General features: G+C 70.1%; 16 protein-coding genes. 6 read left to right on the forward strand and 10 right to left on the reverse strand.

Translation table 11 applies throughout. From position 1 onward, the window contains the following. Nucleotides 1–147 precede the first annotated feature (147 nt). The 3 genes from AAT21_RS33800 (at nt 148) to AAT21_RS34840 (ending at nt 2502) form a co-directional block, all read left to right on the forward strand. A complete protein-coding gene (locus tag AAT21_RS33800) occupies nt 148–585 on the forward strand; it encodes a GNAT family N-acetyltransferase (RefSeq protein WP_046780821.1) in 438 nt (145 codons plus the stop codon). Nucleotides 586–856: 271 nt separating this feature from the next. After that, nucleotides 857–1630 carry a hypothetical protein gene (locus tag AAT21_RS33805; RefSeq protein WP_046780822.1) on the forward strand — a complete coding sequence of 258 codons (774 nt, stop codon included), beginning with the start codon at nt 857–859 and terminating at the stop codon, nt 1628–1630. Continuing rightward, entirely contained in the window at nt 1630–2502 is an 873-nt protein-coding gene (locus tag AAT21_RS34840; protein WP_052758104.1) for a hypothetical protein, read from the forward strand. The genes AAT21_RS33805 and AAT21_RS34840 overlap by 1 nt, the downstream gene beginning before the upstream one ends. 198 nt (nt 2503–2700) lie before the next feature. On the opposite strand, the gene mobF is transcribed toward AAT21_RS34840, so the two are convergent. Both mobF and AAT21_RS33820 read right to left on the reverse strand, forming a co-directional pair. Beyond that, the gene (mobF, locus tag AAT21_RS33815; RefSeq protein ID WP_046780823.1) at nt 2701–6855 is read right to left on the reverse strand and encodes a MobF family relaxase; all 4155 of its coding nucleotides are present in this window, start codon (nt 6853–6855) and stop codon (nt 2701–2703) included. 511 nt (nt 6856–7366) lie between these two features. Further along, complete coding sequence (locus AAT21_RS33820) at nt 7367–7822, reverse strand: hypothetical protein (protein WP_046780824.1); 456 nt, start codon at nt 7820–7822, stop codon at nt 7367–7369. Nucleotides 7823–8038: 216 nt separating this feature from the next. Between AAT21_RS33820 and AAT21_RS33825 the strand changes: the two genes are divergently transcribed. Beyond that, on the forward strand, nt 8039–8329 hold the full coding sequence (locus tag AAT21_RS33825) for a hypothetical protein (RefSeq protein ID WP_157879833.1): 291 nt from the start codon (nt 8039–8041) through the stop codon (nt 8327–8329). A 221-nt stretch (nt 8330–8550) separates the two neighbouring features. Further along, nucleotides 8551–9132 carry a hypothetical protein gene (locus AAT21_RS33830; protein ID WP_046780826.1) on the forward strand — a complete coding sequence of 194 codons (582 nt, stop codon included), beginning with the start codon at nt 8551–8553 and terminating at the stop codon, nt 9130–9132. Between the two features lie 416 nt (nt 9133–9548). On the opposite strand, the gene AAT21_RS33835 is transcribed toward AAT21_RS33830, so the two are convergent. Continuing rightward, nucleotides 9549–10583, reverse strand: coding sequence for a hypothetical protein (locus AAT21_RS33835; protein ID WP_107081459.1), 1035 nt, complete (start codon nt 10581–10583; stop codon nt 9549–9551). Nucleotides 10584–10899: 316 nt separating this feature from the next. On the opposite strand from AAT21_RS33835, the gene AAT21_RS33840 reads away from it, so the two are divergent. Beyond that, nucleotides 10900–11127 carry a hypothetical protein gene (locus tag AAT21_RS33840; protein ID WP_046780827.1) on the forward strand — a complete coding sequence of 76 codons (228 nt, stop codon included), beginning with the start codon at nt 10900–10902 and terminating at the stop codon, nt 11125–11127. 114 nt (nt 11128–11241) lie between these two features. Here AAT21_RS33840 and AAT21_RS33845 read toward each other — a convergent pair whose 3' ends face one another. The 7 genes from AAT21_RS33845 to AAT21_RS37860 all read right to left on the reverse strand — a co-directional run bounded on the left by AAT21_RS33845 (nt 11242) and on the right by AAT21_RS37860 (nt 14851). Continuing rightward, nucleotides 11242–11514 carry a hypothetical protein gene (locus tag AAT21_RS33845; protein ID WP_046780828.1) on the reverse strand — a complete coding sequence of 91 codons (273 nt, stop codon included), beginning with the start codon at nt 11512–11514 and terminating at the stop codon, nt 11242–11244. After that, complete coding sequence (locus AAT21_RS33850) at nt 11511–11798, reverse strand: hypothetical protein (protein ID WP_046780829.1); 288 nt, start codon at nt 11796–11798, stop codon at nt 11511–11513. Before AAT21_RS33850 ends, AAT21_RS33845 begins: the two co-directional genes overlap by 4 nt. Nucleotides 11799–11856: 58 nt before the next feature. Continuing rightward, a complete protein-coding gene (locus tag AAT21_RS33855) occupies nt 11857–12402 on the reverse strand; it encodes a hypothetical protein (RefSeq protein WP_046780830.1) in 546 nt (181 codons plus the stop codon). 120 nt (nt 12403–12522) lie between these two features. Next, on the reverse strand, nt 12523–13197 hold the full coding sequence (locus AAT21_RS33860; protein ID WP_235439317.1) for an NUDIX domain-containing protein: 675 nt from the start codon (nt 13195–13197) through the stop codon (nt 12523–12525). Nucleotides 13198–13253: 56 nt separating this feature from the next. Further along, nucleotides 13254–13763 (reverse strand): hypothetical protein, encoded by a 510-nt coding sequence (locus AAT21_RS33865; RefSeq protein WP_046780832.1) that lies wholly within the window; start codon nt 13761–13763, stop codon nt 13254–13256. A 176-nt stretch (nt 13764–13939) separates the two neighbouring features. Then, entirely contained in the window at nt 13940–14107 is a 168-nt protein-coding gene (locus tag AAT21_RS33870; protein ID WP_046780833.1) for a hypothetical protein, read from the reverse strand. Between the two features lie 99 nt (nt 14108–14206). Next, entirely contained in the window at nt 14207–14851 is a 645-nt protein-coding gene (locus AAT21_RS37860; RefSeq protein WP_157879834.1) for a hypothetical protein, read from the reverse strand. Between the last annotated feature and the right edge of the window lie 64 nt (nt 14852–14915).

Raw genomic sequence — 14915 nt, forward strand, 5'->3', positions numbered from 1 at the left:
CGCCACCGGGGAGCACCGTGACCTCGGCGGCCTCCGCGACCGTCGCCACCAGCCGCGCCAGCTCGGCCGGACCGGACGCCACCTGGTCGTACCGGCTCCTGTACGGGCTTCTCACCTACCGCGACCGGTCCGTCTAATCTGAGCAGGATGTCCTACAAGATTCACGATGCCGGTCCGGCAGACCTCCCCGACATCAACGCGATCGGCGCGACGTACAGCGACACCGGCTGGGCGGTCAGCCATTTTGGCGGGATCCTCCCGCTCGACCGGGCCGAGTGCGTCCTCGTGTGCCGTCTGAATACCCCGATCCTCGGCTGGCTGTACGCCGACCTCGGCAGCAGCGGAAGGATCATCATCGAGCGGTTGATCACTGCTCCGCACGCTCGGGGCAGGGGAGTCGCAACGGCACTGGTGGCCGAGCTGGCCCGGCGATACCCCGACCGCTGCCTCGTCGCGGGGGTCGGACCCGAGGAGGTCACCTTCTACGAACGTGTCGGCTTCCTTCCCGACGAGGAACACTTCGAGCCGATGATCAAACCCCCGCTCACGCCGGGACCGTGTTGCCACCTCCGTCCGGCCAGATAGCCGCACCCCTGTCCCGGACACCGTGATGACGGGCGGTGCGCTCGGCGCTCCGTCCAACTCCACGCGCTGTCCGACTACTCAGGCCTGAGCCCGATCGGGATAACGCCGGGCGTGGGTCAACTGCATCCCCTCCTACCGGGCTCGTCTCCGAGGAGAACGCAGGTGCCGCTCCCGCAACACGTCGGGCTACCGAAGCGCTCCCTCGCCATCTGACAAGCTGTCCCCGTCCGAGTAGCCGCGAACAAGCGGTGAAACCAACGGAAGGCACAGCATGAGCACCACTCTGACCAGACCCGGCGAGCGGGCAGAGGACCGCGCGAAGGTGGTCGTTGTCGTCCAGCAGAAGGGCGGCACCGGCAAAACCACCATCGCGATCAACGTGGCCGCCTGCTCCGGGCGGTCTGCGGTATACCCGCAGGCCGCCAACGAGGACGCGCCAGCCCCGGTTGTCGCAGCCGGTATCGACGTTCAGGGCAGCATCGAGAAGTGGTGCGCCCGTGTCCGCGAGGCGAAGCTCCCGTTCGATTACCTCGTCACCAAGGGCAAGACAGGCATCCTGCCTCTCATACTGGAAGACCCCACCAGGCGCCGCGTCATCGTGGACACTCCCGGCTTCATGGACGTCGACCCCGATGCCGAATGGGACGCTGACCCGCTCGGAGACAGCCGCACGGCCGACGCTCTGCGTGAACTCCTGGACGTCGCAGACCTCGCCATCGTGCCCATCACCCCCTCTCGGATCACCTGGGACGAGGCGGAGTTCACGATCGAGCGGATCCTCAAGCCGAGGAAGATCCCCTTCCTCGTCGTGGTCAACATGCACGACCCGAGCAAGGACAAAGCCGAGAAGCAGCTCGACAAGCTCAAGGCGTGGATCGACGAGAGGGAATACCCGCGCGTTGCGGACCCGATCCGCCGGTACACGATCCACGAGCACGCCCACGAGAACGGCACCTTGGTCACCGAGTACAAGATGAGCGGCACTGCGCTGAACGCCCGTGAGGACTTCATGCGTGTGGCCCTGACGATGGAACAGATGCTCTGATGGGACAGCAGATCAACCTGCCTGGCGGCCCCCAGGGGCCGGGCAAGCCGCACACCGCTCTCCAGCTGGCCCGGGCGATCGGCAGCCCGCCGGCCCGTCCGCTCACCGACTCCCCGGTGCCGACGTCCGACGAGGAGCGAAGGCTCACCGCGTGCGAGGCGGCCCTGGAGAACCTGCGGATCGCGTTCTTCGCGGCGGGCAAGGCCCTCCAGGTGATCCGGGACGGGAAGCTGTACCGAAAGGGCTTCACGACGTTTGAGGCGTACACGCTGGAGCGTTGGGACATCACCCCGCAGTACGCGGGGAAGCTGATCCGATCCTGGCGGGTGGCGGAAGTCGCGTTCGAAAAGGCAGCCAAGGAATCGAACGTTTTGGAAACTGCAGTTTCCAAAAGGCTCGGCTTCACGCACGCTTGGGCACTGGTCCCGCTCGCCGAGGAGCACGGCGTGGAGGCGGCAGCGGCCCTGTATCTGACGCTGCTGAAGAAGGACGGCAAGGTCACCTCGACACTGGTCGCCGCCGCCGCAGCCGCGATGCCCGTCGACCTGGTGGGCCACCCACGCAAGCTGGAGTCGTGGGTGGAGCAGTTTGTGCTGAACTACTCTCCGCCGGAGAAGACGGCTGAGCTGGACCCGGCCAAGGCCGTGCGGGCCCTGCGGAAGGCGTCGACGGCCTTCGCGCCGGCAATGGTCCGGGCTGCGCTGGAGCACGATCCCTCGGGGACCCGTGAGGCCGCACGAAACCTGATCCTGTCCCTGTCGGAGTCCACTGGGCTGACAGTTCTGATCGAGGACGACGCCCCGGCCGTGGTACCCGGGGCCAGGAGCGGGGACGACATCAAGGCGAACACAAGCCAAGAAGCGACTGCGTAAAGCGAAGCAGCGCCTCCCCTCCAGCGGAACGGTGGAGGGGAGGCGCTGCCGTCGGTGCAGGACGTTGCCGGCGCCCACTCGGCGAGGCCCTGTCTTCGGGAAAGGGACTCAGCGCATCACACTGTCGCCCGTTGTGCCGAAGGGCACGTGTTCAGTACCGCCTCCCCTAAGAAGGTGCAGGCCGTCCCTGATCCCCGGCTACAGCCCCATGCTTGGCTCGCGCCTTTGCTGTGGCTGGGCGACGGTCGCGGCGGCTTGCGGTGCGGGCGCCTGCTGACGTTGCTGGACCTGGACCTGGCGGGCGCGGAAGGTGCGGGCGGCGGTCTCGGCCTTGTGGAAGTCGGGGTGCTGCTCGGCGAGGGTGCGCCGCAGCTGCTGCTCGGCTCTGGCCAGTTCGGCGTGGCGGCGCCAGTCGGCTGCTTCGGTGGTGGAGGCCTGGGCGGCGCCGTGGAGCTGTCCGAGTTGGCGGGCGTCGCGGGCATCGCGGGCCTGGGCCCGCTCCGGCAGTGCCTGCCGCATCGAGGCGAGCTTCTGGGCCATGTCGTCCAGCTGCGGGGCGTGCCCGGTGGAGCCGAGGGCCTCGGCGTGCGGGCTGGCCTTGAGGGTCTCCCATGCCGCGAGGCGGGCGTCGTCGGCTGCCCGGCGGGCCCGCAGTGCCTCGTTGTCGCCGCCGATGGCCTCGCCGAGGTATCGCTCCTCCATCTGTCGCAGCTCTTTCTTGCTGCTGCCCGCGAGCCGTAGCGCGAGCCAGGACGCCTCCCTCTGCTTCTCCAGGTGCCGCAGGATCGAGCGGGCGTTGGTGGCACGGGCGGTGGCCCGCTGGATGGCGGCCGTCTCCTCCAGGGCCCGGGTCAGATGGCCGACGGCGGTATCGAGCACGGCGCCGGCCTCGGCCGCCCAGCGGGCCCCGCGGCTGGTGCCCTCGGCCCGGTCCCGCTCCAGCCGCTCGGCGAGCGCCCGGTGGGCCTCGCGGGCCTCTGCCGCCTTCTGCTCGTACTGCTCGGCCATGGTGAGGAAGGAGGAGATACTCCGGGCGAGTTCGCCGTCGGGGCGCTTGCCGTACGGGCGGTCCTTCCAGTCCGGCACCTCCGGCTCCTTGCCGGTGTCCTCCTGCTGCCCGGTGACCGGCTCCGGGGCCTGGGCGCAGGTGCGGGTGCGGCTGGCCTCGTCCTCGGCCTGGCGGCGCAGCGCGTGCTCGGTCGACGGCGACTTCATCCGGGCCGCCCTCGCCGACACGACCCGCCGGGCCTCTTGGACTGGGGCCTCGGCTTTCTTCTGGGCCTCGGCGTGCTCGACCTCGACCTGCCGCGGCACCGCCGCCGGGTCAGGGGCCGGGCGGAGCGCGTCGGAGATCATGCCGTCCTCGGCGGACTGGCCGAGGTAGCGGGCGAACGCGCCGATCGCCCGGTGCAGCTGCTCGGTCTCCGTCCGAGCCTTGCCCAGCAGCTTCTGGGTGCGCGCGTCCTCGACCACGTCCAGCGGGAGCCAGAGGTGGTTCGCCGTCCTCGCCCGGGTGATGCCCGGGTAGACCGCGTGGGCGTTCGCCCCGTGCCCGTAGAGCAGGCTCGTGTGGCAGGTCAGGCCCTGGGAGGCGGCGACGGTCATGGCGTAGCCGAGGGAGAGGGCGCCGACGCCGATGTCGTCCGGCTTCATCCAGGCCGACTCGGTCCGCACGCTGCCGTCGGGGTTCACGTCCTTGGTGCGCCAGGTGATCTGCACCCGGCGGTCCTCGGCGACCTGGGTGACGACGGCGCGGTAGCCGTTGAGGACATCGGGCCCCTCGCCGCGGCGCGAGCGGTAGTCGTTGACGCGGACGCGGACGACGTCGCCCTCGGCGAGGGAGAGCTCGCCCCCGCCCGGCAGCGCGTACGTCTGCTCGGCGCCGAGTTCGCCAGCGGCCCGCCGGATCTGCTGCGCGCCGAGATTGAGCGCGTCCACGTCCAGGTTCCGGGCGGCGAGCACCACGAGGTTCTGCAGGAGGTCCTGCTCGTCCGGCCACGCCGTGCGAAGCTCGTCCCACGTCATGAGCATCTCGGAGCGGGCCTCGTCGGCGGTGGCGACAGCGTGCACGCGCCCGCCGGCGGCGAGGAGTTCGAGAGCGTGCTGGTGGTCGCCGGTCCGCCACACCTCCAGCGCGGCGCGCTCGGCCTCGTTCTCCTGGCGGCGGTTCTCTGTGAGGACCTCGCCGTCGACCAGGCGGTGAACCTCGCGGAACCAGCCGCCCACGCCCACGGCCTGGAGCTGCTTGGGGTCGCCGATCGCCACCACCTTCGTGCCGGTGCGGGCGGCCTCGGTGAGGAGCCTGGCGGCGGACCGGTCGTCCGTCATCACCGCCTCGTCCACGACCAGGACGTCGATGCCGGTCAGGCCCCGGCCGCCCTCGATCTGCTGGAGCCAGGACGCCACGGTGCGCGAGGGGATCGCGGAGGCGTCCTGGAGGCCCTTGGCGCCGACCGCCGACAGGCATGCGCCCGCGTACGTGGTGCCGGTGGCGTCCCACGCGATCCGGCACGCGTCCATCAACGTCGACTTGCCCGCGCCGGCCACGCCGACGACGGCCTCGACGCCGTGCCCGTCAGTGAGGATCCGGGTGACGACCTGGCGCTGCTGCGCGGACAGCTCGAACCCGGCCGCCACCGCGAACACGCTCATAGCGGCCTCGGCCTGGGCCACCGTGAGGCGCGCGGACCCGTCGCCCACGCGGTCCAGGGCATGCGCGATGACGGTCTCCTCGGCCACCAGGACGTCGGCGGTGGTGTACCGGTCGGTGCTGCTCATGACGGTAGAGCCGATGTGCGGCAGGGCCACCGCGTACCCCTCGACGCGCAGGACGTCGTCGGCCAGCCGCTCCAGCGCGGCCGGCTCCGCCCCGATGCCCAGGGGGAGTGCGTTGGCGACGGCGGCCAAGAGCTCGGCGCGGCTGAACATCTTCTGGCTGGCGGTCACCCCGGTCTCCGGATCGAAGACCACGGCAGCGATGTCAGCGGGCGGCGGGATCCGCGGACCACCGCCCGGTCCGGCGAGGCCTGCGCCACCGCCGTGCAGGCCCGGGCCGCCGGGGGCCGCGGCCGCGACCATCGCAACCACCTCGACGCCGGCGGCCTCGGCCCGCTGGCGCCAGGAGGTCCGCATCGCGGCCGGGTCGGCGGCGTGCTTGGCCCGGCGGGTCAGCGCGCCGAGCCGCTGCTGGTCCTCGCGGGTAGCGTCCTCGCCGAGCTCCTCGACCACCTTCGCCGAGCGGCGGGAGAAGAAGTCACGGACCGGCTCGGGGATACCGTCGACCTCCCACGCCCTGGTGGTGGCGGACCGGGTGCGGCGCACGCCGAACCTCTCGTACGCCAGCGACCGCACCCGCGCCTTGAAGTAGCCGTCGGCCGCGCTGGCGTGGCGGTAGAGGTCGGCGCCGGAGTTCGCGATCGAGCGCCACTTCCCGTCCGTGCAGCGCGCCATGTTCGCGATGACGACGTGCAGGTGCAGATGCGGGTCCCCGGGAGCGCCGTCGCCCATCGGGCGGGCGGAGCGGTGCTCGACGGACCAGCCGACCAGTCCGCCGGTCGCCAGCCGGACCGGCTTGCCGTCCTGGCTGCCGACCCCGTAGCCGATCCACCGCTCCAGTTGCCGGAACGTATCCGTCTTCGCCTGGTGGACCAGGCGGCGGTACTCGGCGTCGTCCAGCTCGCCCATCAGCCCGGCGAGGACGCTGTCGCTCTTGGGGAGGTCGAGGACGAGGTCCCACCCGCGGACCCGGGAGTCGGTCCGGGCGTCCTTGTTCTCCCACGCCCGGGTCAGCTCGGCCTCGGTGTAGATGTCGGCGAGGTCAAGGCCGGCGGCGCGGGCCAGCTTGTGGAGCGTACCGACGTGGAGGCGGTGGGCCTCGCCCTTGAGGTTCACCATCCGCTGCTGCTGGGCGAGCTTCTTCTGCTGGTACGGCTTGCCGTCCAGCAGGGCTTCCGGCTCCACCCCGGCCTCGGCCGCCGTGAGCGCGATCTCCTTCACCAGCGGGGCCACCGTGAGGGTCGCCGACTCGTGCGCGCGGACCGACGTGGCCGACCCCGCGAGGCGGGCGCCGGTCTTTGGGTGGCAGCCCTTCATCAGTCGGCGGGCGGCCTCCTCGCCCTCGTGGTCGAGGACCTGGCCCTCGGCGAGACCGACCGCGCCCAGGCCGGCGCCCATCCACACGAGCACCCCATCCGATCGCAGACGGTAACTGACGGCCGGGTCCAGAGAGTCGGCCTCGACGGCCTGGTCCGCCTCCACGAGGGCGCCGGCGCTCTCCACCACGCCGCACCCGGCGTGCCTGCGCAGCCGGTAGTCGACCTGCTCGTCCGCCCCGATCTCCGTCACCCACGCCACCGGCGCACCCCGCTTCCCCCACGCGCCTTGTGCGCTTGTGCTGTTACTGTTCTCCGGCCTTGGCCGGGGTTACCCGCGAGGGTAACCCCCTTTGTACATCCTCTGTTTTTGATCTTGAGCGGCCAGCCGAACTGTCCACGGCACCGATGGGATCCGGTGTCGGACGCCAGCCAGATGTCAGTGGCCGACGACAGGAAGTGTCAGCGCTCGGCGACACGGCGGGTGTCAGTTGGGGTCGACGTCGTCGGTGCCGATGACGCGGAGGCTGTACTGAACGTCCTCGGCGAGGACAGTGTCATCGTCGGGGGTGACGATGAGTAGTCAAGTGTCGATGAGTCCGGCGACAGCATGGGCCGAGGTCCGTCCGGATCGACGGTCACGAAACTGTCGTGACCGGCCGGGCCGTCCGGTACTCCAGCCTTTGCTGGTAGTACGTCCGGACGGCCGGCAACGGCGTCCGAGGCTCACATCTTGCTCCGCTGCGGCAGCCGGTTACTGGGCTCAGTAACCACTACCTTGCTCCGCCGGTTCCCTGCCGCTGCCACCAGTGTCGACGCGGAACCGTCTCCAGGATTTTCCCGACGGCGCCAGCGATGTCCTCCTGGCAGCGTCTCCTCAAGTAGCCGCTTGCCGCGATGTTGCCGAACCTAGGATCTTCTTCCTGCTCTTGCCGGATCCTGGCAACGGTTTCAGCGGGGCTGTTCGCGAGCTGCCGGAGGAGCGGGACGAGGTCGGGAGGTAGCACCTTCAAGCGAATGGCTATCTCCGGGGTCTGCAGAGCCGTTCCGGGATTGGAACCGAGCGCCACAGACAATGTCATCAGCTCCCCCAGATAGAAGTCCGCCCGTCGTTCGGCGATCAGGTCCTTCCTGGAGCTGACAAGCTGCCACACGGCCAGCCCCAGGGCTATCAGGGCGAAGGCAGACGCCAGGGTGTCGCCAAGGTTGATCTCGTTGGTCCACTTCATGCGCGAACCGTATGACGCTCCGGCCCTGCTGAATCTGGATTGGGCAAGCCCCGACCAAGAACACGTATCGCAGGTAGGACACGGCCAGTGCTGTCGGACGACAGACGGATGTCAGCGGCTGGCGACATGAAGTGTCAGTGGGAGGCGCTTACCCACGGTTCATCACCGGGCGTAGTGTGCGCGAACCACCGCGTTCGCTACGCCCTGGGGGGGACCATGTTCAAGCCCAAGCTTCCGTACTCACCGAGAGAGAAAGTCTCCTACGCCGACACGAGCACCGCGCCCGCGGCTATAGGCATCGCCATCATCCCCATGGCCATCGTCCACATGTTCCTGGTCGAAGGATCGGGCTGGCCAGCCTGGGTTCCGTGGCTGATCCCCATCGCGTTGCTTTGCCGGAACCTGCGTACGGCGGCGAACTCGTTCAACGAGCTGGCTCACCAGTGGAACCACAAGATCGAACTCGAAGAGGCCGCTGAGCGTGCCGCTGCGAGCGAAGAGACATAGCCGTAAGCCGAAGGTGGGGCCACCATGCAAGACCGTAACGGCGGACACCGCTTGCTGCCGCACACCCTGACACCGACCACTGACACTCTCATGTCGCCCGACACCTCCAGATGATTACGCTGCGTGGGCACGAACCGGGGCCGCCCTCCTCTACCCCGGCAGCCGGGACAGGCCGGCAAACGGCCGGGCAGGAACCTTGTCGATCTCGCACGATGGCATCCATGGACTCAGAAACCCTGCTGGGCCTCGCAGGGATCGGCGGAACCCTGCTCGGATCCGTCGTCGGCGCAACTGGCGCCCTGCGGGTGGCCCGGATCAACACCCGCTCGCAGGCCGACCTCGCCAGCCGGGCCGCCCAGCGCCAGGTCTACGCCGCGTTCTGCGCCACCGTGATGGCCCACACAGCCCGAACCGCCGCCCTACAGGAACTCCTCGACGCCCAGCCACCCGACCCTGACGCCCTATCCACGACCGGCCCTGAACTGGTTGCCAGCCGGGACGCCGTCGTCACCGCCGCCGCAGCCGTCGCCATCGAAGGACCGCCCGCCCTCTCCACTCAGGCCCGCGCCGCCAGCACCGTCGTACGCCTCCAGAGTCTTCTCCTCCAGACAATGATCAACACCCGAACCACCGGGCAACCACTCACTGAGAAGTACCGGACCGACGCCACCACCGCACAGCTGACCGTCAACAAGTACCTCGACACCTTCACCGAAGACTGCCAACTCCTCCTCCACCCCCAGACCGCCACACGACGCGACCGACGCAAGATCCGACTCCTTCACCGCATCAGACCCTGGTAGGCCTTCTGCTGGTTGTGCGGGAAGGTAGGGGGACAACCGCTTGTTGGTTCGGGGGTGGTCCCTGGCTTTCGTCGGGACGCCGGGTACGGTCCCGCTGCTTCGCCGATCCCCTCGCCACGGTCCCACCGATTGCCGGGGTAGGCCTGCGGTCCTGCGCCCACGGTCCCCGCGGTCCGGCCGCCACAGCGGAGGGGCCGCCCGTAGCCAGCCAGCACCAGGGACGCAGCGGGCGGTCAAGGGTGCGCAGCGTGCATCGCGCAGCGACACCGAAGGCACCCATGACGGCCCGGCGGGGCCCGAACACTGAACGAGCGGGCGGCCCCGGCTCATCCTCTGGAGAGCATGGCGATGGCCCCGGCCGGAGGGCCGGGGCCATCGGATCTGTTGGCCTGCTGGCCTGTCAGGTGCTGTGGGTGCTACCACCCGAGGGCTCTGCCCCACTCTCCGGTCGTATGGCGCCTGCGGAGGATCTCCAGGACCGCCTTGCCAGCTTCTCTGTCGAATCCCTCGGGGGTCATGACGATCTTGTGATGGGCCATCTCCAGGTGGTCGTCGTGGTACCCCTCCCACTTGCCGTCGAGGTGGCGTTGCGGCGGGAGGTAGACCTCCAGGAGCTGGAACGCACGCAGCGGCTGGTGGGTCTCGTAGGTCTCACGACCGAGCCCGTACCAGCCGTGCCGATCGCGGCTATTAACGAACCCCATGGTCACGGGCTGGGTGGCACCGGGCAGAGTGATCTGCCTGCTGTCGAACTTCAGGATGTCGAGCCACATCAGGATGGCCGCGATCTCGCTCATGGTGAGAACGTGGACCCAGCCGCGGGTGAAGAACCCTGTGGGGATCTCGATGTACGCCTCGTCGTCCGTGGGCACCGTGTACGGGATGCTCGCGGCTCGGGTGCTCCTGCCGTTCTCGCACCCCAGAAGGATCCCCCTCTTAACCTGGCCGGCCACCCCGGTCACCGACTCCACCAGGTTCTTCTTCTCCAGGGCCTTCATGGCCTCGGCCACCTGGCGCAGCTTGTTCGTCCGCACCGAGGACGCCTGGACGCCGGGTCCCGCGTACTGGGCGACGCTCGCGGCCAGCCCCATCCAGGAGTCGGGCTGCTGCGGGGTCGGTTCAGCGGGGTACGGCACGGGCCACTTCTTCCCGGGGGCGACCTCGCACTGGGCGGCGAACAGCATCAGCAGGTGGAGCTTGAGGGAGAGGCCCTTCGGCGCGATCATCTGGGCCGAGATCGGCCGCTTCTCACGGGGGAGCGGTTTCCGTTCATCGATGACGACGCCTCCGAACTGCTCCAGCCGGAGATAGGAGCGCCGTACGCGAACGACGTTGGGACGCTGCCCTCGCTCCCATATCTCTTGCGCCTTGGCGACCGCGTCGGGGAGCTCCGCCTCCATGAGCTTCACCAGGTTGCCGATCCGAACCTCGACCTTGTCGTCGCGCCGCACAATCCCTCACAAATCGGTCCCACGAATTTTCGCGGATTAAGCGCTACGGATTGATCCTCATGTAACCGTACCTGGTCCGTTCGCTAGCTGAGTCTGCTCTGAACTAGGTCTCGATACATGAGGATCAATCCGTCGAACAGCTTACCTGAGGCGGCGTCAAGGGCGCATCAGACTTTAAGGAGCGGGCCACCGGGGGAACCCATCGGCCGGTCGCGAGCTGGGGTTACCAGCCGCGGAATCCCCTCCGCTCCAGGACGGGAAGCCGGGAAGCAGAACTGTCCTGGAGCCGAGGATCACAGAGAAGAGTCGTACACCCTTGTCCACAGTTGACCGTAACTCAAGCATCGCCGCCCAGAACACCGTGCCGGCGGTCTCCATCCGCAGGCGCCGCTCCACGGGTGCGCTGGCCTGGTGCCAGTTCGTCTTCAGCGTCGGTTGCGCCGTCGGCGGGGTCGCGCTGAGCATCGCCGGCCTCCCCGCCGTCGGCATCCCCCTCATCGTCGCCGCACCCAGCTCGCACATCACGATCACCTTTAACAGGTGATCTACGGGTGGGAAGTCGCGGCCACCCCGGCTCCCCACCAACTCCAGCGGCTACGCGCTGGACACGACGCGGCCCCGGCGGATTCTCTGCCGGGGGCCGCGTCGGTGGTCGTGGTCAGGGTCCGGCGATGAGCCAGAGGATCAGCGCGGCGTCCATGTCCTGGCTGTAGCGGTAGACGACGCTGATGCCGCGGCCGGCGGTCTGCTCGGGCAGCAGCTCGATAACGTACGTCTCGGATCGGGGGTCGGCGTCCGGGAGTCCGCGGGCGTGGTCGGGGTCGGGGTCGTCCTCCAGCGCGCGGCGGACGGTTTCGACGGCGGCCTGCTCGCTCCGGCTGAGGTCGGCCAGGATCTTCTCGGCGGCGTCGCTGAGGAACGCGTGGGTCACCTGGCGCCCGCCTCGTTCATCTTGCGCCGCAGCTCGTCGGTGACGTCCTCGGTGCTCCGGCCGAGCGCGGCCATCGCCTGCGGGTCGAAGCGCAGGAGCACCCGGTGCCGGTATGCCTGGGTGATCTCGCGGACCCGGGTGAGGTCGTCCAGGTCCGCCTCCGACAGCTCCCGCTCGAACGTGGCGGAGTCCGCCGGGAAGCCCCAGACGCGCAGGGCGGCCCGCAGCTCGGCGAGCGTGCGCATCGGCGGGACGGCGTCGTGGTGCTCAGGCTGTGCGGTCACGGCCCCTCCTTCGGTCGGTGGTTCGAGTGTCCTACGTGGGACGGCTCGCGGTGGAGGCTCACCGGTTCTTCCTGAACGGGTCGGCGACGTCGCCGCGCAGCACGCCGTGGACGAGCTGGGCGACCTCGGCGGCGCCGGCCTCCGTGGCCGGGGCGTGGATCGTGTGGGACGTCGTGTGTGCGGAGTTGAGCATCAGCTCCCAGCTGCTGTCCGTGTAGAGCGCGACGGCCAGGCCCCCGGCCGTGCCCCAGGTGGGGCCGCCGGGCACAGGGGCGATACCGACGCCCATGCGGACGGGGGTGGTCACCACCTCCAGGCCCTCGGCGGCCAGCGCGGTGCGCAGGTGGTTCAGCAGCTCGTACAGCTCGCCCGAGTTGCGTTCGGTCGGGCGGCTGTACTTCCGGGAGACCGCCTCGGCGGCGGCCAGGGCGAGCCAGCCGTCGAAGTCCGCGGCCTTCTGGTCGAGGCCGTGCTGGTCGGCGGTGGCGAGGTAGGCGTCCAGGAGTGCCGCGGCCTCGGTGACCACGCTGGGCGCGTACAGCCCGGCGTGTCCGTCGTAGATCCGGCGGACCCTGGTCTGCGAGTCGGTGGTGGAGGTGCTCATTGTGGTTCCCTTCATGGCGAAGCCCGGGGCCGATTACGGCGGCCCCGGGCTTCATGCTGTCGCCCCGTGGTGCCCCGGCGGGCTGGAATGCCGGGATGAACCCCGTTGGGGGCGTTGGGTCTAACAGGTCTGATCGGGCTGCACGGCCGTGTCGAGGTGGTCCAGGGCGCGCTGCAGCAGGGGGCGGTGCGCGGCGTAGAGGGTGCGTCCGGTGGCGGTGATCGCGGCGTCGAGCTGGTCGACGGATCCGAAGGGGTACCAGGTGGCGTCGAGGGCGTCGTCGGCCGCGACGGCGGTCACCGTGGCGGGCAGCAAGTAGAGCGCGCTGGTGGAGGCGACCCAGGCGTTGTCGCTGTTGCGCCAGTCGTCCACGAGGTCCTGGCCGAGGATGATCGGGCGGTGGTCGGAGAGGTCGACGCCGGTCTCCTCTCGCAGCTCGCGGACGAGGGCGGCCGGGGCGGTCTCGCCCGGGTCGACCATGCCGCCGGGGATGGCCTCCACGTGGATGTCGTCCCGGGTGATCAGCAGGACCCGGCGGTCCTGGCCGCTGCCCGCGACGACGATCGGGTCCGCCGCCTGGTTCTCTCCCCATTTGCCGAGGTTGCGGCCGGTGCGGCCGGTGGGGCCGTGGGGGTGCATCGGCCAGCCCTGCGCGTCGAGCTGGAACGGCACGAGGGCGTTTGCCTGTCGCTGGTCCCAGTCGGTCACGTCGGCCGGTGTGGGCGCCGCCTCCGCCCAGTCGGGCACGTGGTGGGCGAGGGCCGCGGGCAGCAGCTCGGGGGGTGTGATGTCCATGGGTGTGTACTCGCTCCTGTGGGTGAGGCGGCGGCTGGTCGTGTCGGGGGGTGTGGTCATCGCTCGTCCGCCCCGATGGTGGCGACGAGCGCGCCGACCGTCTCGCACGCGTGGTGGAAGCTCGCGTCGAGGAGGTAGGCGCCGTTCAGGCCGTGGGCGGCGAGGGCGTAGAACCGCGACTTGCCGGTGCGCTCGGCGATGGTCTGCAGCAGTCCGTCCGGAACGCGCCGGTCGGCGGCGTAGTGGGTCAGGCCGCTGATCGCGAGACCCGCGAGGGCGGCGGCCGGGTGGAGCCGGATGCCGAGGGCACGGGCGCCGGCGGTGACGGCCAGGACCTGGGTCGCCGAGTAGGTGATGCAGTGCCAGGCGCACGCCCGGCGGCCGTGGGCGGTGCCGTGCTCCGTCGTCACCTTGGTCGTCTCGTCCTCGTACCGGACCGGGGCGGCGTCGGTCGCCCGCTTGACCTGGGCGCAGTAGTCGTCCTGGATCCAGTGGTCGCCGACTGCGGAGGCGGCTCGGGTGAGGCCTAAGACGGCGGCGAAGGCGGCGGCTCGGGTGTACGTCATGCTGTCTGTCTCCTCGGTTCTGCTCTGGACGGGGAGTCCTGGGTGGCCGTGCCTCTGGCCGATGCTGCGGCCGCCCGGGATCTGCGCCGGCCTACTGGTCGGCGGTGTAGCGCTTGACCTGGTTGCGGATGTGCTCGCCGGGCCGGGTCGGACCCGTTGGACCCAATGGGGTCAACTCAGCTCACGATCATGTGGTCGGGGTGGCCGTGGAGCATGTGGTCCACACAGTCCGGGCAGTCCTCGCGGGGGCCGAGCTGCTTGTGCATCTCGCGGGAGTCGTAGGCGTGGCGCCAGCACTGCGTGCACTCGCCGCGGGGCGGGTTCAGGGCCTTCTTGCTCGGCATCTCGCTCTCCATTCGGTGGTCGACGGTGATGCGGGGCGGGTGTCGGACAGCCCGGGTTAGAGGTGTTGGGGGCAACAGGCCTAACCCGGGCTGGCGTGGTCATTCGCTGTCGTTGCTCTGGTTGTTCTTGGCGAAGGAGCGGGCGGCCGCGTTGTCGACTGCCTTGATCCCGGCGGTGGCGGTGTTTAGCCCGGCCTTACCGGCGTCGACGACCTTGCCCGCCACCCCGGCCGTCGCGGTGACGGTCTGCGCGGCTGCGCCGGCCACCTGTCCGGCCGCTCCGGCGACGGCGCCGACCATGTTGGCGGTGGCGGCCAGCGCCCCGAACGCGGCCTTGGCGGTGCCGCCTCCGGAGGGGGCACGGCCGCGCTGGTCGGCGCCCTGTCCGCCCTGCGCCTGGGCGAACTTCCCAGACGCGGTGGGCTTGGCGGCGGGGGTGGCCTGGGCGGCGGCGACCTCGCCCTCCAGGAGGGTGCCCCCGGGGAGGGTGACGCGGAACCGGCCGGGCTTGATCTGCGCGGCGATGGCGGCGACCTGCTGCCCGGTCAGGTTGGGCACGGGGAAGAAGCACTGTCCGGTGCTGCCCCGTCCGGGGATGAGCGAGGCGGTGCGCACGCATGAGGCCATGGCGGTCGTGGGGTCGGTGGCGAGCACCCGCATGACGCCGGTCACGGTGCCGTGCTCGGGGCACTGGACGTAGTCACCTTTCACCCGCAGGGCCTTGATGTTCATGGATGCGGTCACGGTGCCGGGGGTCCTTTCTAGGGTCGGGGTGCCGGCGCCCGCGCCCCGGGGTCGGGGGCGGGCG

The organism is Streptomyces yangpuensis (assembly GCF_001005295.1).
Lineage (GTDB): Bacteria > Actinomycetota > Actinomycetes > Streptomycetales > Streptomycetaceae > Streptomyces > Streptomyces yangpuensis.

Bases quoted from the DNA above. Each gene is read 5' to 3' on its own strand.
- AAT21_RS33860 (WP_235439317.1), bottom strand. From the start codon at position 13,197: ATGGACATCACACCCCCCGAGCTGCTGCCCGCGGCCCTCGCCCACCAC.
- AAT21_RS33865 (WP_046780832.1), bottom strand. From the start codon at position 13,763: ATGACGTACACCCGAGCCGCCGCCTTCGCCGCCGTCTTAGGCCTCACC.
- AAT21_RS34840 (WP_052758104.1), top strand. From the start codon at position 1,630: ATGGGACAGCAGATCAACCTGCCTGGCGGCCCCCAGGGGCCGGGCAAG.
- AAT21_RS33805 (WP_046780822.1), top strand. From the start codon at position 857: ATGAGCACCACTCTGACCAGACCCGGCGAGCGGGCAGAGGACCGCGCG.
- AAT21_RS33820 (WP_046780824.1), bottom strand. From the start codon at position 7,822: ATGAAGTGGACCAACGAGATCAACCTTGGCGACACCCTGGCGTCTGCC.
- AAT21_RS33870 (WP_046780833.1), bottom strand. From the start codon at position 14,107: ATGCCGAGCAAGAAGGCCCTGAACCCGCCCCGCGGCGAGTGCACGCAG.
- AAT21_RS33800 (WP_046780821.1), top strand. From the start codon at position 148: ATGTCCTACAAGATTCACGATGCCGGTCCGGCAGACCTCCCCGACATC.
- AAT21_RS33825 (WP_157879833.1), top strand. From the start codon at position 8,039: ATGTTCAAGCCCAAGCTTCCGTACTCACCGAGAGAGAAAGTCTCCTAC.
- AAT21_RS33855 (WP_046780830.1), bottom strand. From the start codon at position 12,402: ATGAGCACCTCCACCACCGACTCGCAGACCAGGGTCCGCCGGATCTAC.
- AAT21_RS33830 (WP_046780826.1), top strand. From the start codon at position 8,551: ATGGACTCAGAAACCCTGCTGGGCCTCGCAGGGATCGGCGGAACCCTG.